The organism is Fictibacillus arsenicus (assembly GCF_001642935.1).
GTDB classification, from domain to species: domain Bacteria; phylum Bacillota; class Bacilli; order Bacillales; family Fictibacillaceae; genus Fictibacillus; species Fictibacillus arsenicus_B.
In genome coordinates, this window is record NZ_CP016761.1 from 1,104,070 (window position 1) to 1,128,180 (window position 24,111).

25 protein-coding genes are annotated in these 24,111 nt (G+C 39.1%); 18 read left to right on the forward strand and 7 right to left on the reverse strand.

Features of this window, described 5'->3' with window-relative positions; translation table 11 throughout:
- Positions 1-124 precede the first annotated feature (124 nt).
- Positions 125-442 (reverse strand): hypothetical protein, encoded by a 318-nt coding sequence (locus ABE41_RS05855; RefSeq protein WP_066287437.1) that lies wholly within the window; start codon positions 440-442, stop codon positions 125-127.
- Between the two features lie 210 nt (positions 443-652).
- Here ABE41_RS05855 and ABE41_RS05860 point away from each other — a divergent pair, with 210 nt between their 5' ends.
- The 6 genes from ABE41_RS05860 (at position 653) to ABE41_RS05885 (ending at position 7,356) form a co-directional block, all read left to right on the forward strand.
- On the forward strand, positions 653-1,309 hold the full coding sequence (locus ABE41_RS05860) for a C40 family peptidase (protein WP_066287439.1): 657 nt from the start codon (positions 653-655) through the stop codon (positions 1,307-1,309).
- 494 nt (positions 1,310-1,803) lie between these two features.
- Positions 1,804-2,115: a hypothetical protein gene (locus ABE41_RS05865; protein ID WP_066287441.1), complete on the forward strand. Its 312-nt coding sequence runs from the start codon at positions 1,804-1,806 to the stop codon at positions 2,113-2,115.
- A 69-nt stretch (positions 2,116-2,184) separates the two neighbouring features.
- Positions 2,185-4,197 (forward strand): hypothetical protein, encoded by a 2,013-nt coding sequence (locus ABE41_RS05870; RefSeq protein WP_066287443.1) that lies wholly within the window; start codon positions 2,185-2,187, stop codon positions 4,195-4,197.
- 2 nt (positions 4,198-4,199) lie between these two features.
- On the forward strand, positions 4,200-4,871 hold the full coding sequence (locus tag ABE41_RS05875; RefSeq protein ID WP_066287444.1) for a putative bacteriocin export ABC transporter: 672 nt from the start codon (positions 4,200-4,202) through the stop codon (positions 4,869-4,871).
- A 266-nt stretch (positions 4,872-5,137) separates the two neighbouring features.
- Positions 5,138-5,827: a M15 family metallopeptidase gene (locus ABE41_RS05880; RefSeq protein ID WP_066287446.1), complete on the forward strand. Its 690-nt coding sequence runs from the start codon at positions 5,138-5,140 to the stop codon at positions 5,825-5,827.
- A 203-nt stretch (positions 5,828-6,030) separates the two neighbouring features.
- On the forward strand, positions 6,031-7,356 hold the full coding sequence (locus ABE41_RS05885) for a GntP family permease (RefSeq protein WP_066287448.1): 1,326 nt from the start codon (positions 6,031-6,033) through the stop codon (positions 7,354-7,356).
- Positions 7,357-7,635: 279 nt separating this feature from the next.
- Here the strand turns inward: ABE41_RS05885 and ABE41_RS05890 are convergent, their stop codons facing one another.
- The 3 genes from ABE41_RS05890 to ABE41_RS05900 are packed head-to-tail and all read right to left on the reverse strand — an operon-like array spanning position 7,636 to position 9,328.
- Complete coding sequence (locus ABE41_RS05890; protein ID WP_066287450.1) at positions 7,636-8,130, reverse strand: DMT family transporter; 495 nt, start codon at positions 8,128-8,130, stop codon at positions 7,636-7,638.
- 15 nt (positions 8,131-8,145) lie between these two features.
- Positions 8,146-8,850 (reverse strand): Crp/Fnr family transcriptional regulator, encoded by a 705-nt coding sequence (locus ABE41_RS05895; RefSeq protein ID WP_066287452.1) that lies wholly within the window; start codon positions 8,848-8,850, stop codon positions 8,146-8,148.
- A gap of 52 nt (positions 8,851-8,902) precedes the next feature.
- Entirely contained in the window at positions 8,903-9,328 is a 426-nt protein-coding gene (locus ABE41_RS05900; RefSeq protein WP_066287454.1) for a DMT family transporter, read from the reverse strand.
- A 204-nt stretch (positions 9,329-9,532) separates the two neighbouring features.
- Between ABE41_RS05900 and ABE41_RS05905 the strand changes: the two genes are divergently transcribed.
- Both ABE41_RS05905 and ABE41_RS05910 read left to right on the forward strand, forming a co-directional pair.
- Positions 9,533-10,420 (forward strand): DUF4199 domain-containing protein, encoded by an 888-nt coding sequence (locus ABE41_RS05905; RefSeq protein ID WP_066287455.1) that lies wholly within the window; start codon positions 9,533-9,535, stop codon positions 10,418-10,420.
- A gap of 92 nt (positions 10,421-10,512) precedes the next feature.
- Positions 10,513-11,016: a DinB family protein gene (locus tag ABE41_RS05910; RefSeq protein ID WP_066287457.1), complete on the forward strand. Its 504-nt coding sequence runs from the start codon at positions 10,513-10,515 to the stop codon at positions 11,014-11,016.
- 42 nt (positions 11,017-11,058) lie between these two features.
- Here ABE41_RS05910 and ABE41_RS05915 read toward each other — a convergent pair whose 3' ends face one another.
- Entirely contained in the window at positions 11,059-11,679 is a 621-nt protein-coding gene (locus ABE41_RS05915; protein ID WP_253805443.1) for a cell wall hydrolase, read from the reverse strand.
- Between the two features lie 277 nt (positions 11,680-11,956).
- Between ABE41_RS05915 and ABE41_RS20545 the strand changes: the two genes are divergently transcribed.
- Positions 11,957-12,085 carry a DUF4023 domain-containing protein gene (locus ABE41_RS20545; protein ID WP_077362638.1) on the forward strand — a complete coding sequence of 43 codons (129 nt, stop codon included), beginning with the start codon at positions 11,957-11,959 and terminating at the stop codon, positions 12,083-12,085.
- A gap of 54 nt (positions 12,086-12,139) precedes the next feature.
- On the opposite strand, the gene ABE41_RS05920 is transcribed toward ABE41_RS20545, so the two are convergent.
- Positions 12,140-12,931, reverse strand: coding sequence for a lipase family protein (locus ABE41_RS05920; RefSeq protein WP_066287459.1), 792 nt, complete (start codon positions 12,929-12,931; stop codon positions 12,140-12,142).
- A gap of 130 nt (positions 12,932-13,061) precedes the next feature.
- Here ABE41_RS05920 and ABE41_RS05925 point away from each other — a divergent pair, with 130 nt between their 5' ends.
- The 9 genes from ABE41_RS05925 to ABE41_RS05965 all read left to right on the forward strand — a co-directional run bounded on the left by ABE41_RS05925 (position 13,062) and on the right by ABE41_RS05965 (position 22,392).
- A complete protein-coding gene (locus ABE41_RS05925; RefSeq protein ID WP_066287460.1) occupies positions 13,062-13,913 on the forward strand; it encodes a hypothetical protein in 852 nt (283 codons plus the stop codon).
- Positions 13,914-14,184: 271 nt separating this feature from the next.
- Positions 14,185-14,982, forward strand: a complete 798-nt coding sequence (locus ABE41_RS05930) for a nicotianamine synthase family protein (RefSeq protein ID WP_066287462.1) — start codon at positions 14,185-14,187, stop codon at positions 14,980-14,982.
- Between the two features lie 34 nt (positions 14,983-15,016).
- The gene (locus ABE41_RS05935; protein WP_083207680.1) at positions 15,017-16,321 is read left to right on the forward strand and encodes an opine metallophore biosynthesis dehydrogenase; all 1,305 of its coding nucleotides are present in this window, start codon (positions 15,017-15,019) and stop codon (positions 16,319-16,321) included.
- On the forward strand, positions 16,318-17,190 hold the full coding sequence (locus ABE41_RS05940) for a DMT family transporter (RefSeq protein ID WP_066287464.1): 873 nt from the start codon (positions 16,318-16,320) through the stop codon (positions 17,188-17,190). The genes ABE41_RS05935 and ABE41_RS05940 overlap by 4 nt, the downstream gene beginning before the upstream one ends.
- 62 nt (positions 17,191-17,252) lie before the next feature.
- Positions 17,253-18,797 (forward strand): nickel ABC transporter substrate-binding protein, encoded by a 1,545-nt coding sequence (nikA, locus tag ABE41_RS05945; RefSeq protein WP_066287467.1) that lies wholly within the window; start codon positions 17,253-17,255, stop codon positions 18,795-18,797.
- On the forward strand, positions 18,798-19,739 hold the full coding sequence (gene nikB, locus ABE41_RS05950; RefSeq protein ID WP_066287469.1) for a nickel ABC transporter permease: 942 nt from the start codon (positions 18,798-18,800) through the stop codon (positions 19,737-19,739).
- Positions 19,736-20,593, forward strand: a complete 858-nt coding sequence (gene nikC / locus ABE41_RS05955; RefSeq protein WP_066287471.1) for a nickel transporter permease — start codon at positions 19,736-19,738, stop codon at positions 20,591-20,593. Before nikB ends, nikC begins: the two co-directional genes overlap by 4 nt.
- A gap of 13 nt (positions 20,594-20,606) precedes the next feature.
- Entirely contained in the window at positions 20,607-21,635 is a 1,029-nt protein-coding gene (locus ABE41_RS05960) for an ABC transporter ATP-binding protein (RefSeq protein ID WP_083207681.1), read from the forward strand.
- The gene (locus tag ABE41_RS05965) at positions 21,622-22,392 is read left to right on the forward strand and encodes an ABC transporter ATP-binding protein (RefSeq protein ID WP_253805444.1); all 771 of its coding nucleotides are present in this window, start codon (positions 21,622-21,624) and stop codon (positions 22,390-22,392) included. Before ABE41_RS05960 ends, ABE41_RS05965 begins: the two co-directional genes overlap by 14 nt.
- 36 nt (positions 22,393-22,428) lie before the next feature.
- Here the strand turns inward: ABE41_RS05965 and ABE41_RS05970 are convergent, their stop codons facing one another.
- Positions 22,429-23,889: an MDR family MFS transporter gene (locus ABE41_RS05970; protein WP_066287478.1), complete on the reverse strand. Its 1,461-nt coding sequence runs from the start codon at positions 23,887-23,889 to the stop codon at positions 22,429-22,431.
- Positions 23,890-24,111: the final 222 nt, after the last annotated feature.

The window sequence follows — 24,111 nt, forward strand, 5'->3', positions numbered from 1 at the left end:
TCTCAATAAGAACGATGATAGCATACAGCGATCAATGCATCCCAAAAGTTAGTATGAATGAATGGGAACTCCAAATAGATGCCTCCTTCATTTTACCCTATACTATACTCTATACAATTTGGAGCTAATCTTTCCTGTTATCATCCTCAAGGATCTTAATATCTTTCACTTCAAAATCATCAGGGCACCAGCAGTCTTTCCCCGGTGTTTTATCAATGAAAGTTGCGGTAACTCTTTGACCGATTTCATAGGCATCAACAAAATAGAGCTTAATAGGTTTACCGTCAATTTGAATGATTTTTTCCTCTTTATTAACTTCTGTAATCTCACCTGATAAAGTATGAGTTTCATAAGAGTCACAACCGGCTAAAGAATAAACAAGGAATAAAAACAGTGCAGCTCTTTTAAAAGAATTGTTCCAGCAGAAAGCTTGTTCTCTCATTTAATCAATCTCCTTTACTCTCATCACCAATCTTCTTCATTTACAACCCAATTCCTTCCAATATTACAATATGTGATTTATCATACATTTGGCCAGAAATTGTTATTCCTCTGTAACTCCTCTAAAATCTCGCTGTCATCTGGACCTGTTAGTATGGGACAGGTCAGATCAAAAAGAGATCGGCGAATCATATAAAAAGGGGATGGTAGTTTGAAGAAACTAACAGCAGGATTAGCATTAGCAGGTGTTGTAGCATTCAATCCAGCGACAGGTCATGCCGCAGTAGGAGATCAGACTCTGGAACCTGGAACAACTCATGCAGACGTGCAAGAACTTCAAGAGATTTTAGACAACAAGGGATATTTCTCATATAGTAAAACAACTACTTACTATGGCGACTATACGACGGATGCCGTGAAAAAGTTCCAAGAAGCTAAAGGAATTACGGTAGATGGAATCGCTGGAGATGAAACATTTAAAGCGCTGGGTGTTGATGGAGAAAGTAACGATTCAAATATCGTGGAAGTAGCGAAAAAATATGAAGGCACAAAATATACGTGGGGCGGAGAAACAGCTGAAGAAGGCTTTGACTGCAGCGGATACTTAAATCAAGTGTTTGATGAAGCAGAAAACATAGACTTGCCGCGCACGGTAGATGAAATCTATTCAGAAGGAACTAGTGTAGATGAGCCGGCAGTTGGTGACATCGTGTTCTTTAACTTAGAAGGAGACGGTCCAAGCCATGCTGGTGTATACGTTGGTAACGGCGAATTCTGGCACGCATCATCATCAAATGGTGTTACATCAGATGACCTTAATAGCTCTTACTGGAGCGATAAATATATCGGAGCTAAAAGCTACGAATAAAAAATAACAATAAGGTAGACGGAAAATGAAACAAGGCTGCTGAATGCGGCCTTGTTTTTTTGTATACCCGGATAGACTAAATTTCACACGTTAAAAATGCCGATAATGACTCATGAAATGAAAGATTTATGGATGTAAAATGACAGAAAGAGGAATTTTTCTAAATTTTTAAATTCGGTAGTACAATAGAATTATTTTTCACTTCTAATTAACAGTTCAATTCATTTCCGACATAACCAAGTGGAATTTTGCAAAACTCTAATGAAAGTTATAAATAAATCAGAAAGGAAAAAGGGTTCACTGTATTTTACATATAATTACAATAATTAAACAAAAAGAACTATACCGAGATGCCCGGCTCAGAAAAAAGGGGAATTATATCTATTTTTCTGCTGTAAAACAACCAACTTTCATAAATATGAAAATAATTACAAATTAACAAAATAATGTTAAGTTGATTACGGGAAAAAGAGCAAAGGGCAGAGGTGAACGGAATGAAGAAGAAAAGCAGAATCTTTGTAACGTTATTAACATTAGCAATGTTTATCATCCCGGTTGGAATCGTTAGTGCAACATCCGTTGCGGGTGGAGAGTTGATTTACAAAGGCGGACAGACAGATACGAAAGTCTACTCTGATATCCGTGATGCGAAACCAGATAATGCAAAAAAGTATAATGTTTGGGCAGCTGTAAAAGTTTGTTCTAGCACTTATTCTTCAGGTTGGAAAGCGGATGCAGCTTACAAAAGTGCAGATCGCCAATGGTACTGCAACGAGACTTCACATTATGATTACTACCAAAGATAAAATCTAATTACATTTGCTCTTTTTCCCCTTTCATCAATGATGAATGGATCGGAATCCTCAGGAGGAACTATGAAGAAACTATTATTTGTTTTTCTTATTGGACAGCTCTTATTATTATCTTACATTTTTAATAAATCGCTATTTGACATCTACGAGCTTAATAACATGGGAGACGCCTCACAAAAATCATATAGTGTTGAAGACTTCTCAGGAAACGAAATGAACAAGCTGTATCAGGGATTAGAGACTGCTTGCTTGAAGAATGATGAGTGCGGACTGCAGCTCGTGAAAACCCCTGTATCAAAACATGATCAGTTTGTGTATGAGATCTATCATAGTGACATCGATTCAATCAGCCAGCCAAAATCGATTTCAAAAGATACATCGCTCAACTATTACCCGCTTACAAAAGAGGAATTTATCGATAACAACGGAGTCTTTTATACGGACTTGCCGCAAAATAAGTTGACTCAAATAAGTGAGAAGGCTGGTCTTTCTGTTAAACCATATGATAATGATATCGCATATGGCCAGGTGATCAATTATAACCTGCTCAATTTCATAATACTGCTATTGCTGACACAGCTTGTCTTATTCATCTATACTTTTACGAGAATCAAGATCAATGCTATCAAAAAGATGATGGGCTACTCAAGCTTCCAGATGATATCAGATTCACTGCGAAACTTTTTGTACATGGAAAGCCTAGCAGTAGGAGTTACGCTCATTATTCATCTCGCTTACTATGTGGCCATGCAGAGTGTCGTACCGAGATATTTTGCATTATTGACCGCTTTTCTCGTTGTTGTGACAATCATCAATGTTTTACTTTTGTTAATTACACAGATCAGCCTGCGTTTTATTGATATCAGTTCGATGCTGAAGAACAAAGTGTATTCCAACCGGTTAAATTATGTTCTGTATGGGATTAAGATTCTATTGATCCTGGCTATTACACTTTCAATTTCTTCTTTTTATTCGAATTACAAAGACTATCAAGCGAAGCGGAAAGATCTGGAGCGATACACAAAGCTAGAAGGATTTTTCACATCGAATGGCTATAATGCTGATGAAGATACGAATGCCAGAAAGAACCTGCCTCTTTTAGAGAAGTACGGAGATTCGATTAAACAGGTGTACACACATTTTGATAAGTCGGATCAGCTGTATGTAAATGATGCCTATATTACAGAGCTGCTTTCAGAGGACTATCTGGAGACTCAGGGACTGACTAAGAATGATATTTACCAGTCATTAAAAGAGAACCATATTGTCGCCAATGAACGTTATATACAGGATTTCATGGAAATAAAAGATGAGAACGGCAAGAAAATAAATAATCTTTCATTCAAAGAACCTACGATATTGGTTCCAGAAAAATTAAAAAAACAAGAAGCAGAAGTAAAAGAGGTTTATACGGAGCAGTTCAACCATCTGCTGAACTACAATGAATACTTCGGTCTGCCTGATGATAAGGAAAAAAAGATAAACAGCTTGAATATCGTTTATACACAGAATGATTATGAGTTCGAACTGCTCGGCCAATCCGAAACGAATCTGAAAGATACAATTGTGATGCTCGATCAAGGTCAGTTCGGCAGCCTGTATTATTACGACCTGCTGAATGCAGGAGATCTATACTTTAAGCTGAATGATCGTGAAGCGTTCAGTCAGATTATAGGAAAAAACGGTCTTCAAAAATTAGTGAACGTCGGAACATTATTTACGCCTTATATGGATAAGGTACACTTTGTCGAGTTTGTGATGTACAACGCGCTCGTATTTACAATTCTATTTTTGCTGACACTGATCTTTGTTATCTACATCTCAAACTATGTAGATATCGTATCCAACAGCAAAAGATACGGCGTCCAATATATATACGGGTTCAGTCTGTTAAAAACGTTTCACACGCATCTAATTGTTTTTCTGCTGCTCCTTGTTATGGTGGCACTGAATTTCTTTATCACATTCAACGTTCCTTTTTATATCATGATGCTGGCAGCAGACCTGCTGATTCTGATGTATCTGCACAACAAACTGATTAAAAAAGATATTCACAAAATAGTTAAGGGTGGATAAACATGACTGTTATTGAACTTGTGAACGTATCAAAAACCTATGACAAAGCGGAAATACTTTCGAATATGAACTTAAAGGTAGAGCAAGGTGAGATGATCGCCATAATCGGGGAAAGCGGAAAAGGGAAAACAACGCTGCTTAACATCATCGGACTCATCTCCAAAAAGCAAAGCGGAGATCTAACTCTGTTTGGAAAGAAAAATCCTTCCATTTACTCCAAAGAGGCTATGATGCTTAGACGTAAAAGAATCGGTTATCTGTTCCAAAACTACGGACTTGTTGATGATGAAACGGTCAAGTGGAACCTGCACCTGGCTCTTGAATATAAGAAGCTCAGTAAAAAAGAGAAAGAAGAAAGAATTGACTCCTTGCTGAATGACTTTGGTCTGGCATATTTAAAGAACAAGATGATCTACCAGCTAAGCGGCGGGGAGCAGCAGCGGATCGCGATCATCCGCCTTATCCTTCAGGAGAGCGATCTGATTCTAGCAGACGAACCAACCGCAAGTCTTGATGCCGAGAATGAACAAACGATACTAAAATATTTGAAACAATTGAACGAACAAGGCAAAACGATCGTCGTTGTCACTCATAATAAAGACATTTTGCCTTATTTCTCCCGAGTGATCTCATTAGACGATATGTACGTAAAGGAAAGCAAGTCTGCGATATAATAACCGAGCGAAAAAACAAAAATCGCATAGAGAATAGCAATATAAATCGCAGCGTTATTCGTTGCGATTTTTTTCAAGTATATATAGTTTTATGAAAAAATACTCACTATAATACCCTGCCACACAAGGTGATGACCCTGACGAAAAGGATTAAATGGTTCTCAAAACGAATAAGAATAAGGTTATGACGAATGGATTTTATTCCATAAACGAGCAGCATTGTTGAATAAAATTATTTACTTATTTATTGATAAGGAATGAGAATGATGAATAATAAAGATTATTTATATATACCAGAAATCAAACGGATCGAGGGTTGGAAAGATATAAAGATAGAAATGAGTGGCGAAAAATTAGTACCGCTAAGTCAAAGTAGTAGTTTTATAGTAGAGCCTATGTATTATATAAATGGAATACTGGGTGCTATAAATGAATGCTATGTTCGTGAATCTATTGCTCATATGTTAGAGCAAGCATCATTAAAACTTCCCATCGGTTATAAATTTATTATTTGGGATACTTGGAGACCAGTAGAAGTACAACAGTCATTATTTAATGATTATAAAAAAGTATTATCTTCGAAACATCCAAATACCAACGAAGAAGAGTTAATAACATTGACACAAAAATATGTAGCATTACCATCTACTAATGTATTGCAACCTTCTCCGCATTTAACAGGTGGTTCCGTGGATTTATCTATTGTAGATGAAAAAGGAAAACTACTTAATATGGGAACAGATTTTGATGATTTATCGAATAAAGCTTCAACGAGATACTATGAAATCAGGGGAAACGACAATAAAATAAATAGTTTTGAGAAAGAGTGTTTACATAATAGAAGATTGTTATATCACACACTTACGTCAGTAGGTTTTACTAACTATCACGAAGAATGGTGGCATTATGATTTTGGAAATCAACTTTGGGGAAAAGTTACCAATAACAAATGTTAAATACTCTTCAATATACATTTAATTTTAAAGCCCGCTAGAGCAGTAGGTTAACTTTTGTGCAATGCTGAATAAGACCATAAAATGAATCCAATATAATACACTTACAAATATTTTAATCTTCTTAATTGATTCCCCTTACCATTGCCTGAACACTTTTAATTGATTACGTTGAGTATATACAAGGAAGGGTGGAATGATTAACGATGGATATATATTTACTGCTTGTTACATTAGCAGCTATCGTCATTGTTATCGCAACCGTATCCTGGCTTAAATGGCATGCTTTTATCAGCTTAACAGTAGCCAGTTTATTTTTGGCTCTGATGGCAGGACTATCTTTAGATAAAATTGTAACCGCTTACGAAACCGGAATAGGAGAAGTTTTAGGACATCTGGTCGGGATATTGGCATTAGGTACAATATTAGGAAAAATGCTTTCAGAATCGGGAGCCGGACTTCAGATCGGCAATTTCTTTATACAGATTTTTGGTGTTAAACGCTTGCCGTGGGCTATGCTGCTTTCAGGTTTTATTATCGGTATTCCTATATTTTTCGAAGTAGGTATTTTAATTTTACTGCCTTTAGTCATTTCGTTACATAAAACTACGAAGCAAAATATTTTATTGATCGCCTTGCCGGTTATTGCAAGTCTATCTATCGTGGACGGTCTTGTTCCACCGCGTCCTGGCGCACTTGCTGCTATCAGCATATATGATGCCAATCTTGGGTTGGTTCTTCTTTACTCTCTTGTAATCGCACTTGTTGCTGCAGTTATTGCAGGTCCGTTGTTTGCAAAATGGGTGCACAAACGTGTTATTCCTGAAACAGAACCGGAATTAATCCGCATCGATACGGATGCAAAAGAACTGCCAAGCTCAGGAATGTCTTTCTTCATTGTTTTACTCCCAGTCTTTCTTATGATCCTCGCTGCTTTAGCACCATATGTACAACTTTCAGAAAGCGGGCAGAAATTCTTTGCACTTATCGGAAATCCGGTCATTGCATTATTAATCGCGGTATTTGCAGCATATTATTTTTTGGGATTCCGTAAAGGGATGAACAGAGATCTTATTACAAAATTTACGGAAGAAAGCCTTCTGCCTGTAGGTTCAATCGTTTTAATTATCGGAGCAGGCGGCGGATTTAAACAGATATTGGTCGAGAGTGGTGTTGGTGAGATAATGGGCAGCATGTCTGAAGATCTATCCCTGTCTCCGCTAGTGATGGCCTTTATCATTGCAAGCTTAATTCGAATTGCGACAGGCTCAGCAACGGTCGCCTTAACAACGGCTGCTGGAATTGTTTCTCCGATCATTGAACATATGTCCGGGGTCAATTTGGAATTGCTCGTTATTGCAACAGGTGCAGGATCCATGATGTTTTCGCATGTAAACGATCCAGGCTTTTGGATGGTAAAAGAATATCTTGGCTTAACCGTTATAGAAACCTTCAAAACGCTGACCGTGCTCGAAACCATACTTTCCTTAACCGCATTTGCAGGCGCTTTGCTGCTTAATGTATTTATATAAAAGCCGTTATCCTAAACTTTGTTGCTTTTGAAAGAGGTTAATTTCCGCTGCAGGACTCGCTTTCCGCAGGGTGTGCGGTGAGCCCATTCGTCGCCTTGCGACATTGAATGGTCTCACCTGTCCCACTCATCCTGCAGGAGTCTCGCCCTTCCACTCCAATTAACTTTCAATGAAGAACTTCACCATCATCTCTCAGAAGCAACAATCTTTTAGAAAAAGAGCGTTACAAAAAAAAGAAGTGGCTGATTTCCACTCTAGTTTGCTCGCTTCCTGCGCGGCTTATCTGCCCACTGAATATTGTTTCAAAGGTTTTTGAACCTGTTCAACCTCTTTCTTTTCCGTGCTGCTAAACTTAAATACGATTACACCTCCAGCGATCACCAGTACGCCGACCAGCTGCTGAAACGTAAAAGGAATCTTCTCTAAACCGAACCAGCCGAGTGAGTCCCACAACAAAGCAAATCCCAGCTGTGAGGTAAGCACAATCGCGATGGCATACGTCGGACCGAGCAGTCGCGTTCCCTGCACGAGACAAACAACCACCCCGACTCCGATCAAGCCGCTGAACCAGTGCCATGTTTTCATGTTATCCAACATAAACAGACCGCTGCCTTCAAAAACAAGGCCAAGCGTCATGGAAGCAAGGAATCCCAACCCCAATACCAAAGCAGTCGTGGCCCATGTACCTGCCTGTTCATTAACTTTCGTGTTAAAAATGTTTTGCAGACCAACAAGCAATCCAGCTAATACCGCAAAGAACAATCCTAAGAACATAACAATCGCTCCTTTCTATTCATAGATGTTATTGTGACCGGCGATCGCACTTAAACCCTCTTTGTCTTTCACTAAAATGAACCCGTTATGACGATCAATGAGTCCGTCTTTTGAAAGATGCTGAATGACCCGGTTTAAGTGTCTATAGCTTGTACCTATGAGATTCGCTGCATCCATCAAATGCGCTGTACTTAAACGGCCGGTCGCAAGAGTTTCATTTTCTTCAAAACAAACGGAAAGAAGGTAACTGGCGAATCGTACTTCAACCGGATACAGAAGGTTAAAGCTTAACGAGCTGGATTTGATAAAAAACTTTTGTGTGATCACTTCTAGCAAAAATTTTAGAAGAGGGGTATGGTCACTCGCGTACTTCCTCAGCCATCGGTGGTGAACACCGATCATATGAACAGTTGAAACAGCCTCAACTGTATTAATAAATTCGGTCCCATTCTGCACGTACTCAATATCACCAATGGAATCCAGCGGCTTTTTAAAGGAAAGGATAAGCGTTTTGCCCTCTGGGGAAGTAGTGAAAATTTTCACTTTACCCTTAACAAGCACATACAAACAATCAGCGGGATCGCCTTGAGAACAAATCAACTCACCATGATCAAAGCTGAATAATGATAAATGAGGCTTCACTTCATCGTTAAAAATATTCTCGATTTTTTGTGTCTTCAAATAATGCTCTAGCATTTCACGATCCTGAATCTCTATCATTCCTGTACTTCACCCCATGACTTTTCAGCACTTATTTTCAAAAATCATATCATCAAAACTTCAGAATCACCACGCCGGCGATCATCATTCCGATGCCGATAAACTGTGGAAGTCTCATCTTTTGTTTCAATACTCCGAACCAGCCTTTCCCATCGATCAAAAAGGTGATCGCAAGCTGTGCAATCAGGATAACTGCAATCGTCAAAGTAACACCGATTTCTTTAATCCCGAAAATATTTCCGTAAATGACAACAGCCGCAAAAGAACCGCCAGTTAGATACAAAGGTCTTACACCTTTAAAGTTTTTCCATTTTCTATCTCGAACGATCATGACGATCAATAATGCCATCAGGAAGCCAGTTAACTGGGTAACTGTCGCAGCTTGCCAAGGACCGATGTCTTGACTGATGCGGGAATTCGCTACACCTTGCAGCGTGATAAAGCCCCCGGCTAAAAATGCAAAGATAATTCCTCTCATCGTCTCACTCCCCAATTCAAATTCTTATCTAATTAAAATGCATTTCCACATACGTTGGGAAGGACATATGTCCTAAAGTTAGATAATTTTGTTCTGATAAAGAGATGATAACGATATGATGATTTAGTGTTTTCCCTTTTCACTTCCCAAGTTATCGTTTAAAATAAAAAGCTGCACAACAATCTCTACGAAAGAGGTAAGATTATGAAACGTATTCCAATGCTATCAAACAAAAATAAAAATCAAGAACCGAAATCAAATGAGATCAAGAACCGTGAAAGCTGGCTTAAGATTATTATTATCGGTGGCTTCGCATTATTGTTATTTTACAAAATCGCAACAGCCCCATTCGTATTCCGTTTTTCGGATTTTATCTCGTTGTTTAGTTCACTGTTCGCAATTGCGGTTACATTAATCTATTTCAACAAAATCAATAAGCTGGAGAAGATGATGGAAGATTATACAAAGGGCAGACCAGTCCAGCAGACCGAAGTACAAATAGCCGAGGAAGAAGTGACAGAGCCAGACCAGAAGCAGCTGGAGCTTTTTGAAGAAAAAGTGGAAGAACCACGAACAGCTGTTGAAGAAGAAACGGAAGAAGAGTCTTTAGAGGAAAAAGAAGACGAAATCTCTGAAGAAATTTTTGAAACAAAACGCATCAAAGAAGAAGAGCTTGAAAAAATCGAAATGGATAAAACACAAATTTACAATGAATTATTTACTAGAGCTCAATTAAACGAAGAAGAAATGAAATATTTCAATGAAAGAATCAGAGAAAAAGAAACAGAATCCTTTAACACCAAACAAGAACTGAACCAGTTTAAAGAACGCATTCAAAATGTTTTCAAGAAAACGCCTCAGCTGTTTCAAAAAAGAGATTCAAGGATTGAAGGAATCGTTCGTATGCTGAATCCTGTTACACTGAAAAACGCATCACTAGAGGATCTCAATCAACGATTAGATGCAGTAATAGATGTTATACCAACCGAAACACTTGATTCATTAGTTCGAGATGGTCTCTTGGATTCACATTATCACCTAACACGTTCAGGCTATCGTGAATTCATTCAAGTCAGCAAGACATTTCAATAAATAATGAAGGACCTCTTTCTAAATCTAGAAGGAGGTTTCTTTTATTCGGCGAAGTTAGAAATAACGAAAAAACGTTAAAGGTGGTGTTTTATATGGGTGCTCTTCAATTGATCGAAACATACAAAAGTGACCTTCAGAACTATTCTGTGCAGCAGCTGAGACATATACCAGAGGCTGGGGTTTGGTCGCTATGTCAAATGTACGACCATGTGATTCTTGTCGCTCATGAGTACCTTGATCAGGTAGAATATTGTGCAGCAGCAAGCGAAGAGCAAACGCTTGGAAAGACGGAATTTGGTGAAAAATTATTTCAAAATGGAGGATTCCCGCCAATTAAAATCCGTTTGCCTGTTGAGATGAATGCTCCTCCAAATAATTCAGAAACCAATGAAGAGCTCATGCGGAGAGTTGATCAAGTTATTGAAAGGATGAAAGATTGGGAAGGAAAAGTAGATTCTATAAATCCAAACTACAAAATAAAACATGGTGGCTTTGGATGGCTTAACGCAAGGGAATGGTACGACTTGATCGGCATGCATTTTCGTCATCACCTTAGACAAAAGAGTGAGCTCGAACAAAGGCTTTTAGTGAAATAAAAGACATACCTCCTTCTAAAACAATAGAAGGAGGTTTCGTCGTTATCGGGCAAATAGATGGTTGCCGATCTTCGTTACAGATTGTCTGGTGAAAATCCAGGTGTTTGTCGCAAGATCAGGGTTGTAATAATAAACGGAACCGTATGTAGGATCCCAGCCTTGCATTGCATCGAATACAGCGCGATAAGCATAGCTGCTTGGCTCCAAATTATACTGTCCATCATGAACTGCAGTAAAAGCATTCGTTTGATGAATGACATCACCCACGTTATCAGGGAATGCGGAATCATCGATTCGATTCAAAATAACAGCCGCAACCGCAACTTTTCCTATGTATGACTCGCCTCTTGCTTCTCCATGGACGACTCTTGCCATTTTTTCCACTTCATTAAGCATCAAAAAGGTTGCTGGACCTGCAACGCCATCAGAAGACAGATTGGACTTATATTGAAAATCCATGACAGCTCTCTCTGTGATCGGACCATAATAACCGGTAACAGGACCATAAAAGAAACCCATGTCTTTCAAATTTTGTTGAAGCTCGGAAACCTCGTATCCTTGATTTCCGACCTTTAAAAGACTATGAGCTTGTACACTTGTTGGTAAAAACAATACAGCAACAAAAAGAAATAAAAGCATGAACTTGCTTATAAAATTTTTCATTAATGGCTCCTTTCTCCACTTTTTTCTATATATTATCAGTTGTGAAAAGAGTGGACATGAAGCACTTGGTCTATTTTTACAACTTTTTAAATCCATACTAAAAGTAGGAAGTTGTGACAAATTCCTGTACTATTCTACTAACTATGCTTTGTACAGGTTTTTAATATGAAAACAAAGGGTAAATTAGGAAATTGATTCTATCTTAGATAAACGAAAATGAGTAATTTCCTCATAAAGGGATATAGTAACAAGTGAATATTCCCTAGGAGGCAAAATAATGGAAAATACAAGTGATTTTGTAGAAAAATTGCATGATGATCAGGAGAAACAAGAAAAGAACAAAAAGCAGGGGAAAGGTAATCCTGGACAAAAATTACCGAACAAGCAGCATAGTACAAACAAGTGAATTCTATGTATAAGCCACAGTGAAACGTTAACGCCACTGTGGTTTTTTTATGGTTTAAAAACATCCACCGGACCTCGAAGTATCCGGGCAAAAACCAGGATTGTCTTTGCACATTTTTTTCGCGAATTTCGGATAAAGCTTACTTAATTGATTAAAGTAGCAAACGACCTTATGATTCAGCCGGACACTGCAGTTTTCAAAACACAAGCGGAATTCCTCTCCAACAGGCATGTTCATGAGAGGTTCTTTTCTAAATAATAAAGGTGTTACATGGTTCGTAACGGCGTCGTACATATTAATGATGCGTACGCTGTTTTTGACTTCTTTATAAAATCGCCGGACGAACTCAGTGTTTCCAATCGGCAAACTAGCAAACGTGTAAAGAATGGGATTGTTAAATGGTGTGTTCACAGCGGCATCCAATGTGAAAAGTGTAGCCAGACAAGCGCCAAGGCTATGGCCTGTCACAAGCAGTTTTTTCTCTGGGGGAAGTCTCATCAGGACTGTTAAAATAATGCTTCGGGCTGCTGAATAAATACGGGTGATTCCGCGATGAGTTTTACCGCTGTTTTTCACAAAGGGATACGTAACTTGAGGGATGTCCAGGTAGGAGGATACGTTATTTATCGTTGAAGTTCCGCGGAAAACGACGACAACGTGATCGTCAGATTCTGCGATAAAACCGAATATCTCACCTGAAAAAGAGGGGATAGAGCACTTCAGAGTATAGCCGCTTGGGAGTGTGAACGATTTGTCATCACTTAATTGATAAGCCTGATGACACATGACGGCCAAAAACATAGCAAGATGTCCATCAAATTCATAAACAATTTTATCTTTACCCATAAGCACCACTCCCCTCAGAATACTAGATGTAATAGTATATGAGGGAGGATGCAGCAAGGTATAGACGGATATGATGGTTATTCATAGAATGTGGTAAAATTAGTAAAAAGGCAAAGGCGTTGGGGATAATATGCAGATCATTGATACCATTCCATATTTTAAGCAAAATTATCATTCTTCTATCGAATTTTTGAGAAATTATTACGGGGAGTATCCAGAGATATTTAAAGAGTATTTTGCATACCATTGCAAAGATACAGAAGAAAGGCATCTAGCTTCATTAGAAAAATATCCAGGCGTTCTATCTGATATTGACCTCGTTTACAAAAATATTGTGCCTATCATACATGGAACAGCTGAACACTATAAGAACAACTATCAAGTGTCGTTTCCCGCGGACATCAACCTCATTGTTGGAGGGTTTGGGTCAAATGCGTATACATACCGTCAAATCATTCCGAACATCACCTTTGCTCTGGAAAAATTATCACCCGTCCAAGATCATCTAAAGACAATCGTGGCACATGAGTTTGGTCATGCGGCACACAACATCATTTCAAACAATGCAGGGATAGACTGGAAGAATGTCGATTGGAACAGTCCATTAACATGGCTTTATCAAGAAGGAGCAGCAACCCATTTCTCCAGACAAACAGCAAAAGGCATTAAGGAATCTGTGTATTTTTCCTTTGATGATGAAGGAGAAAAATGGCTGCAGTTTTTTAGTAAAAACCAAGAAAAAATTATCTCGGATTTTGCAAGGGATGTTACAACTGAAACACCAATCGCAGTATTTAAAGAATGGTTCTCCATTACTGGGGGGGCGAAGTTTGGTTACAATCGGTTAGGTTATCTCATCGGGGATCAGTTTTTTCAGGAATTGATTAAAAGAAATGGAGAACTCGTGGCTATAGTAGCTTGGAAAGATACCAGTTACAAAGAGAATGTAATTAACTGGTTATTAAACACACACAAAGTCTGAAAAAATAATTCTAGTGTGTTATTTAATTTTACACATCCTATAATATTGGAGTTTTAAGTTGTTCAAAAATTATTAGAAAAGTAGCTAAGCAATCGGCAGCATTTCTCCCTCTTGAGAAATGCTCTTTTTTATTTTGTAAAGGACCATTTATTAAAATTAGAGGAGAAATCAATATAACATAGGAAAAAATTCATTTGACGATTTATTGAAAGGAGTGTTACTATACAAAACGTAATGATTACGATTTGATAATAATTAAAGGAGGTACCATGTGAAAGAAAGATTTCAATTATTGCTGTCTTTAAAAGTGATTGAATATGAGATTAATGAGCTGTCTGAGTTTGCGAAAGAATGTGATGAATGTTTTGACTTGCTAAAAACAAAGCTTGATAGTCTGCATCACTTTATGACCGATACCAACAACATTACTCTATGGCAAGAATGGGGTGAGGATCAAGATATCTTATCTTTTTCTGAAAAAGTACGGGAAGCTTCTGTTCGTGCCCTTTGTCAGATGGAGAAGTACCAGAGTATGCGGTCGTGTAATCATCAATTAAATGCGAGTGAGTATATATCCGAGCTTTCTCGTTCGGTCAAACAGGAATTAGAAGATCTAAAAATTAACAGTGATTCGAAGGTGCTCTTCATTGGCTCAGGTGCATTTCCTGTTTCGGCTCTCACTATAGCTAGTGAAAAAAGTGCTGAAGTATATTGTGTAGACATTGATCAGGAAGCAGTTGTTATGGGAGAAAGAGTTGCTGAAATCACAGGGCTTAAATCACTTGTTAACTTTTCAGGCAAGGAGTTAAAAAATCTAGCTTTTGCTAAAAAGGCAACACATGTGGTGATAGCTTCACTGGTTAAAAACAAACCAGATGTGCTCAGGGAACTAAAAGATTTATTACCATCGCGAACACAAGTTATAATTCGATATGGCAACGGATTAAAGTCGATTTTTAATTATCCGTTGGAAACGGATCTTTCAAGGGATTGGGAGTTAAGAAAGGTGAACAGGATAGATGGTATTTACGACACCATGATCCTGCAGAAACAAAGAGTAAATACATAGACTAGCAAACTGATTATTAACAGGGGAGGAAGCCGTGCAGAAACAAGAAAATACAAGAAGTTTTGGAAATACATTGATCGCAGGTGCCGGCCCAGCCGCTATTCAAACCGCTGTTCAGCTTTCTAGAGGATTTAGTAAAAAGATAGGTTTTTATAATCGGACGGGGACTCATGCAGATCGTTTTAAAGAGGAATTAAAACAAAATCAGTATCATATTTCACTTACTGTTCAAGGTTCTGACACAGTATATAGTACTAAAATTCATCACTTTTTTGACAGCAGTGATGGATTACAGGATGAATGGGATACGCTTATTCTTTCAACGCCGTGCTTTAGTTATTCCGATGTCATGCAATCTCTTAGGATAGTAAATTTAAAGCGTTTAAAAACCATTATCCTTATTTCACCGAATATCGGTTCCAATGATTTAGTCAGAAATTATACGAATAAAGGCATTGTTGATGTCATAAGCATGTCCACTTATTATGCAGCTACAAAACATAGCAGTTCAGATTCAGTAACAAAAGCACATACAAAGACCTTTAAGAAACGCATCTATATAGCTTCTTCAAAAAAAGACAGCTATATGCTAACCGTTCTGAAACGATTTCTTAATAGTTTAGGAGTAGAGGGGATGATGGTGGATGATCCCGCTGAGGCGGAATGCAGGAATATTACCACTTATGTTCATCCGGCTCTTTTTATGAATGCCTTTACCCTAAACGAAGTATTCGATCTTCACACTTCTGGAAAAAAATATATGTATAAACTATACCCAGAGGGGCCGATCACGCAAGAGACGATTCGAACGATGGTAGCCGTTTGGAAAGAGGTTTCAAGACTAGTAGAGCATCTAGGCGCAAATCCAATTAACTTATTGCAGTTTCTGAACGATGATAACTACCCTGTCCCTGAAGAATGCCTCTCCAGAGAGGATATTGAAAAGTATGGTGATTTCGAGGTAACGAAACAAGAGTATTTATTATATGTTCGGTATTCTTCGATCCTTATCGATCCCTTCTCTAAACCAGATGAACATGGAAGGTATTTTGAGTTTTCAGCCGTTCCGTTTAAACCAGCAAGCCGTGAAGAAGACGGTAGATGGAAAGTGCCAAGAATTCCTTTTGAAGACTACCAAAAACTAAAAGTCATCCTAGGAATCAGCCAGAAGTTAGGTGTTCATATGCCGAAAACAGAGTTTCTGATCAACTGTTTTGAAAAGGAGTGCCAAAAGATAGAGAACAAGCTGGCGATGGGTGAATCCTTATTACAAAAATGGGAGATCTCTTCGATATGTGACGTCAATGAGATTATGAAAGCAAGAGGGAATGTATCATGAAAAATGGTGTCTTGCTGGCAATCCTATCATCCTTTGTCTTTAGTATTATGAACGCTCTTGTTAAAGCTGTAAGTTTAAACATTCCTTATTCAGAAACAGTATTTTTTAGAAGTTTAATAGGAACGATTATCATTTTTATCATCATGAAGAACAAAAAGGTTGGATTTTCAAAAAAAGGGGTACCAATGCTCGCTGTGCGAGGAATTTTTGGGGCACTTTATTTGTTGGCTTATTTTTATACGATTGCAAAAATACCGTTAGCAGATGCAAGTATTCTTGCTCACCTGTCACCGTTTTTTGCGGTATTGCTCGCAGCTGTTTTTTTGAAAGAAAGAATGCCGAGAACGATACTCTACGTGCTGCCTGCCGTACTGTTGGGAGCGTTCTTGCTCATTAAGCCGCAGGAGTTCTCATCTTATTCTATGTACGCTTTGATAGGTATAGGATCTGCCTTTTTTGCGGCGTGTGCTGCCACATCAATTCGTTATTTAAGTCAGAGACACCATGCCTATGAGATCGTGTTCTATTTTTTAGCCACGGCAACCGTGGTGAGCATTCCGCTGATGTGGAACCATTTTGTTATTCCATCACCTTTAGAGCTGTTTTATCTAGTCTGTATCGGAGTCGTTTCTCTTATTGGGCAGTTGTTCTTAACAAGTGCATTTACACATGAGAACGTGGTGATTGTAGAGATCACTCGTTACATCGGCATCGTGTTTAATACCTTTTGGGGCTTCTTGTTCTGGGTGGAGATCCCAGATGGACAAACAATCATGGGCGGTATTCTAATCATCGCTTCCTGTATCTTTTTATCACGAAGAAGAGAATTAGAAACGAGGATTAAGGGGCTCAGATTAAAAAAGGCATAATATTTTTTTTAGTTATTAAATCGTAATGAATACGATTAACAAAAAGTAAAGGAAGGTCCATAATGAATCGTTATCAAACAATAATAGCTGGTTTATGTTTTATCCTCCTGCTGCTGACGGGTTGTTCAACAACACAAACAAGCACAGATAGTAAGAGTAATGAAGATAAGAAAGTCACGATGATCTTTAGTTTTAAAGCGGCTAACCTAGATCCTCATACAGGATTTATCCCGATCCGTGCCGGATTAACGGAGACTTTGCTGAAGCTGGATCAAGAATCAAATATTGAGGGTTGGCTTGCTGAAAAATGGCACACAGATGATAACGTAAACTGGGAATTTACAATTAGAGATGATGTCCATTTCCAAGATGGGAAGAAGCTTGATGCAAAAGCAGTCAAAGATTCTCTCGAACGCAGTATTGAGGTGAATGAATCTTTAGGCAGTTCATTAAAGATCAAATCGATGAAAGCTGATGGTCAAAACCTTTCCATCCAAACGACAGAGCCATATCCTGCTCTGCCTTCGGAACTTGTTAATCCGTATACCTCAATTGTTAACATAGAAGCTGAAAAGAAGGCAGGTAAGGATGCTTTTAGAAACAACCCGATCGGAACAGGACCATTTAAAGTAAAAGAATTTAAACCGAACCAAGAAGTTCAGGTTGTGAAGAATAAAGATTATTGGGCAGAAGAGCCGAAGTTAGACTCAGCCAAAATTAAGTTTAATGAAGATGCGAACGTACGGGCGCTTGCTCTGCAATCAAAAGAAGCTGATGTAGTCTATAATCTTCCTTCAGAAAGTTTAAGTGCTATCGGGAAGGATAAAGAACTGGCAATCGAATCAGTACCAGGACTTCGAGCGCATTTCATCTTATACAATAGCCAGAGTCCGAAAGTGTCAGATGTAAAAGTCAGAGAAGCACTCGACCTTCTTTTAGACCGAAAAAGCATAGCAAACGATATCATGCTGGGTCATGGCGTTCCAGCGAACGGTCCTTTTAATAGCAGTCTGCCTTTTGGGATCGATGATGAAGTCAAAGAAGCAGATATCGAGAAAGCAAAGCAATTATTAACGAAAGCTGGATATAAAGAAAACGCTGACGGGAAGATGGAGAAAGACGGCAGCCCATTAACACTTGAAATCATCACGTACAAAGCACGTCCAGAGCTGCCGTTGATCGCGCAATTGCTTCAATCAGATGCAAGTAAAGCTGGTGTTGATATTCAGATCAAGACCGTTGAGAACGCAGATACTCATCTAGCTGAAAACAATGATTGGGATTTAGCAACTTACAGCAATAATACCTCACCGCGCGGGGATGGGAGCTACTTTTTTAACACTGCATTTACCGAAACAGGTGCCTTAAATGTAGGAAAGATTAATATGCCTGAACTTAATAAAGTAATCGATGAATTGAACGCGACAAGTGATCTAAATGAACGAACAGCTTTATCGAAAAAGGCAGCACGGATGATTAATAAGGAAGTTGCGCATAGCTATGCAGTATATCCAAACATAATCGTAGGAATGAATAAGCGAATCTTAAACTGGAAGCCTACAGCAGAGGAGTACTATATACTTACGCATACGCTGGATGTGAAATAAGTGTTCCTTATCATAAGAAGAAGATTGATCCAATTAATTTTCGTATTACTGGTTCTATCGTTATTCACATTCACCTTGATGAAGTTAGCTCCTGGAGACCCTGTTTTAACAATTTTAAATGCAGATGAAATGGTGGTAACAGAAGAAGATCAAGCCAAGCTCAGGAATAAGCTTGGCTTTGATCAGCCGCTTTATGTTCAATATGGAAAATGGATGCTGAATCTGGTTCAGCTTGATCTTGGCAAGTCTTATATGAACGGAAAACCGGTATGGGATGAACTGATGGAACGATTACCCATTACGTTTGAGCTTACAATGTTTGCGATTCTTATTATGGGTTCGTTAACCATACCACTCGGAATCCTGTCAGCCCGAAAAGTTAATAGATGGCCTGATCAACTTAGCAGGATTCTTGCTTTAATAGGTGCATCCATCCCTAGTTTTTGGTTAGGTTTAATCCTGATCTACGTCTTTGCTTTTAAATTGCAGGTATTGCCGTCGTCAGGGATCGGTTCATATTCTCAAATCATCCTGCCTGCTTTTACTTTGGGATTTACGTTTGCTGTCGTTTATGCAAGACTCCTCCGGGCAGGACTGCTGCAGAGTATGAGTGAAGACTACATCTTAGCAGGCAGAGCAAGAGGGATAAAGGAATGGAGGCTTCTCTGGCTACATGCATTCAGAGCTGCCCTCCTTCCTGTTATCACTGTCTTTGGTTTAAGTATAGGAAGCTTCCTGGGAGGAGCTGTTGTCATAGAAATATTATTTTCCTGGCCTGGGCTGGGCAGTTTGGCAGTCGATGCAATCTTTAGCCGTGATTATCCAATCATTCAAGGGTATGTTTTGTTGACCGGTGTATTTGTTGTCATTGTGAATCTATTTGTTGATCTGTCTTATTTTGTGATCGATCCAGGAATTAAAAGAAAAGAGGGGACATTATGAAAACAGACGTATCAATGCCGAAGGAAATAAACATAGGATTGGTATTGAAGAAAAGAAACTACATGATCTTATGCGGTCTCTTGTTTCTCGTAATGATCACCCTCATCACATTAATCGGTCCGTTTATTGTACCGAATGATCCCTATACTGCGAACATGTCAGAAAGGCTTGCTGGGCCAAGTCTTACCTACCCGCTTGGAACTGATCATATGGGAAGATGTATCTTTTCTAGGATCATTATTGGTTCACAAACCACATTAGGCATAACAGGTCTGGTAGTTGCAACAGTTATTGGAATCGGAATACCTGTCGGCCTTGTAACAGGATACATAGGGGGGCGCATTGATTCTGTCGTTATGCGTTTAGCTGATGGAATGCTTGCTCTTCCGGAATTTATATTAGCGATAGCGATCGCAGGATTTTTAGGACCGAGCTTAACCAATCTAATGATATCCATCGTATTTGTTAAGTGGATTGGGTACACAAGAGTCGTGAGAGGAATCGTCATATCAGAAAGAAATAAAGATTATGTATCTGCGGCAAAAGTTTCCGGGAGTTCACATTTTAAGATCATAAGAAAACATATGCTACCGCAGATTATTTCACCAGTACTTGTGCTTGCTGCACTTGATATCGGAAAAGTCATTCTGATTATCTCTTCTTTATCATATCTTGGTCTCGGTGCACAGCCGCCAGCACCTGAATGGGGAGCGATGTTAAATGATGGACGGCCTTATTTCCAGACAGTCCCTGAACTTATGATCTATCCAGGATTAGCAATCTTTTTTGTTGTCTTGTCCCTAAACTTAATAGGAGAAGGATTAAGAGACAGACTTGATGTGAAACGGCAATAGGAAAGGGAGAGCGATGGAAACCACATTTGAAAAATCTATTAACAAAAACTGTACGAATCATATAGTAAGAGAATCTTTGTTTGAAATAAAAAACCTTACCATTACCTCTGCTTCCCAAAAAGACCTAATCAAACAAATTGATTTATCGATCAAGCCTGGTGAAATGCTGGGTCTTATAGGAGAGAGCGGCAGTGGTAAAAGTCTAACCGCAACAGCTTTACTTGGTTTGCTTCCTTCTTCCTTAACGATTAAAACCGGTTCGATTACATTTATGAATGATGAGATTACATCTCTTTCAGAAAAAGAAATGAGACAGCTTAGAGGTAAAGAAGTTGCCTTTATATCTCAAAATTATCAAAGTTTTTTCACCCCTTTCATAAAGATTGGCAAACAGTTTATAGAAGGTATACAAAGCCATATTCAAATAAAAAAATCAGAAGCAAAGAAACTTGTCCTATATTGGTTTAACAAGGTTAGTCTTCCAGCCGAAAGAGTTTTTAACAGCTATCCGCATCAGTTAAGCGGAGGACAGCTTCAAAGAGCAGCCATTGCATCCGCCATCATGTTAAAACCAAAGCTGATTATTGCAGACGAACCAACAACTGCTTTAGACGTTTTAACAGGAGAAAGAATTCTAGATCTGCTGAAAGCACTTCAAAAAGAGCTGAACTGTGCTGTTCTTCTCATAACCCACGATTTAAAACATGTGATGAATAGAGCTGAAGAAATCGCTGTGATGTATGGCGGGCGAATCATTGAGAGCGGCCGTGCAGACAATGTCTGTCAGGATCCTGCTCACCCTTATACTAAGCTTCTTTTTCAATCAAGACTTCAGTTGAAAAAGAAAGTACCGGATAAGCTTCCTGCGATTTACGGGGAGCCTGGATTGACAGCAGAACAAGGTTGTCCGTTTGCACTGCGGTGTCCTTATGTATATCGTGTGTGTAATGAAAACCCTCCAACGAAAAAGGTAAGTGATCATCATTGGACAGCTTGTCATGCTGCAGTACAAGGAGAGGTTGACCAACATGTTGGAAATTAATTCGCTTACGAAAACATACGGAGGAAATGTTATTTTAAACGGCATTTCATTGACAATGAATCAAGGAGAAAGTCTTGGAATCATCGGAGAGAGCGGGAGTGGAAAAAGTACACTGTCTAGGGTGATTACGGGTCTTGACAATATCGATGAAGGTGAAGTTGTATTTCAAGGAATTAGCCTGGATCCTAAAAAAGGAAAGTCTTTAAAGAAACTTCGGAGACATGTGCAAATTGTCTTTCAAGATCCTTCAAGTTCTTTAAACCCAAAACTTCCAGTCTGGAAATCTGCAATAGAGCCTTTAGAAAATTACACTGATGCCATGCCAGCATATTTACAGCATGTTAAACACAATAAGAAGTCGATGGCAGAGGTGTTGTTCAATAAAGTAGGATTATCCAAAGATCTGCTAGAGAGATACCCGCATCAGCTAAGCGGCGGACAGAAACAGCGGGTGGCGATTGCGAGAGGAATCAGTCTGCAGCCAGATCTGCTCATATGCGACGAACCAACGTCGAGTTTAGATGTATCGATTCAAGCACAGATTTTAAACTTGTTAAAAGAACTGAAACGAGATTTAAATATGTCCTATTTGTTTATTTCTCATGACCTAGCAGCTGTTCAATTTATGTGTGACAAAATCGCAGTCCTAAAAGATGGAACCATACTTGATATGTTCAGGACGGAAGAGATATTCTCAGAAACCCGCCATGAATATACTAAAAAGCTGGTGAGTATAGCTTTACAAAATGCCCTTTAACTACTAAAAAACACTGCGTATTTGCAGTGCTTTTTTCTAATGTGAAGACTCTTCGGGAGAACGTTGTCTTTCTTTTATAAGAAGTAAAGAGATTCCGACGCCCATAATAACAAGCAGCAGCATTACACCATAGATCGCATGAATGCCGGAAGCCAGTATTTCTTGAAGCTGAACCAGCTTTTCCGTCGGAAGACTTCCGTGTTCAAATGATGCGTTCAGGTTCAGATTGTCTTGACCAGCTTTTTCTGCTTTTGAAAGAGTAATAATGTTAAAAATCGTTCCGAAAACGGCTGAACCAAGTGTCTGACTGAACGTGTTGGTAAAGGTGTTCGATGCTACAGCCACACCTCTTTTGCTTGATGGAACAGAGGACTGGATGATCAGCATAAAGACAGGCATCATCAGTCCCATACCGAGTCCCAGCACACCTGATGCAGCATAGATCAGAAACTCAGGAGAATGTGCGGTTAACGAGAAAAAGATGCCCGATGCTGCGGCTACTACCGTTAATCCGAGCGTGATGATCCAGTTTTCTTTCATCTTTCCAACGATGTTGCCGACAATCAGTGATCCAAGTGTCCAGAATACAGGTAAGGGCATAAGGATGAAGCCCGCTTGTGTTGCGGTTTTTCCCATAACTCCCTGACTCCAGATCGGCAAGTAAATCGTGATACAGATAATGATTGCACCGACAATCAGCGTTAACGTGTTCACGATCAGAACACTGCGGTTCTTGAACAGATTAAGCGGAATGAGAGGTTCAGGTGATGTTAATTCGATTCTTACAAAAACAATAAACGTGATAAGTGCAAAGATGAAAAGTCCGATGATCGCCGGGCTCGTCCATTCCTGCGTCTGGCTTCCGGTTAAAAGGGCATACAGGAACGCAATCGTCCCGAGTGAGAAGGTGACTGCACCCTTGTAATCTATATAGGGCTTTCCTTTTGTAAGTTCTTCCTTATAGTTGACGACTAGCATGAAGAACGCGAGAAGACCGAACGGAATATTTAAGAAAAAGATGTACCGCCAGGAGAGTGTATCAACTAAAAAGCCTCCCATCAGTGGTCCTAAAACGCCAGCGACTCCCCAAACCGCAGAGATCCAGCCTTGTGCTTTCGCTCTGTCCTTCGCCTCTGAATAGAGATCTCCGATAATCGTCATCGTGATCGGCATAACGGCTCCGGCACCAAGACCTTGAATCGCGCGATAGAAGATGAGCTGTTCCATGGACATGGCAATTCCGCAGAGTGCTGATCCAACTAAAAAAAGGACGATTCCTGACAAGATAACCTTCTTCCGGCCGAACAAATCTGCTAGCTTCCCATAGATCGGTGTCGATACAGCAGTCGCGAGCATGTATACCGCATACACCCAGCTTACGAGCTCAATTCCTGAAAGATCGCTTGTAATTCGCGGTACGGCTGTACTAACAATCGTTCCTTCCATTGCCGCGAGAACGGTAACAAGCAGAAGCGCGGTCATAATTTGTTTTTTCATATGAAACCTCCTCAAAAAACAGGCAAAACATCAATAAAATGAATAAATCGATTAAAACGTTCATCACAACAAAGAAATATATTACCACTAAAGGCTGTTTTAAGCTATTATGTAAAACTTTGAAGTGTGGTAGGTGAAATCGGAGGAAATTTGATCGGAAAATGGGGTTGTATGTTAAACGAATCTCCAGTTTGAGCGAACAGGTCATCATTCTGAGCGTAG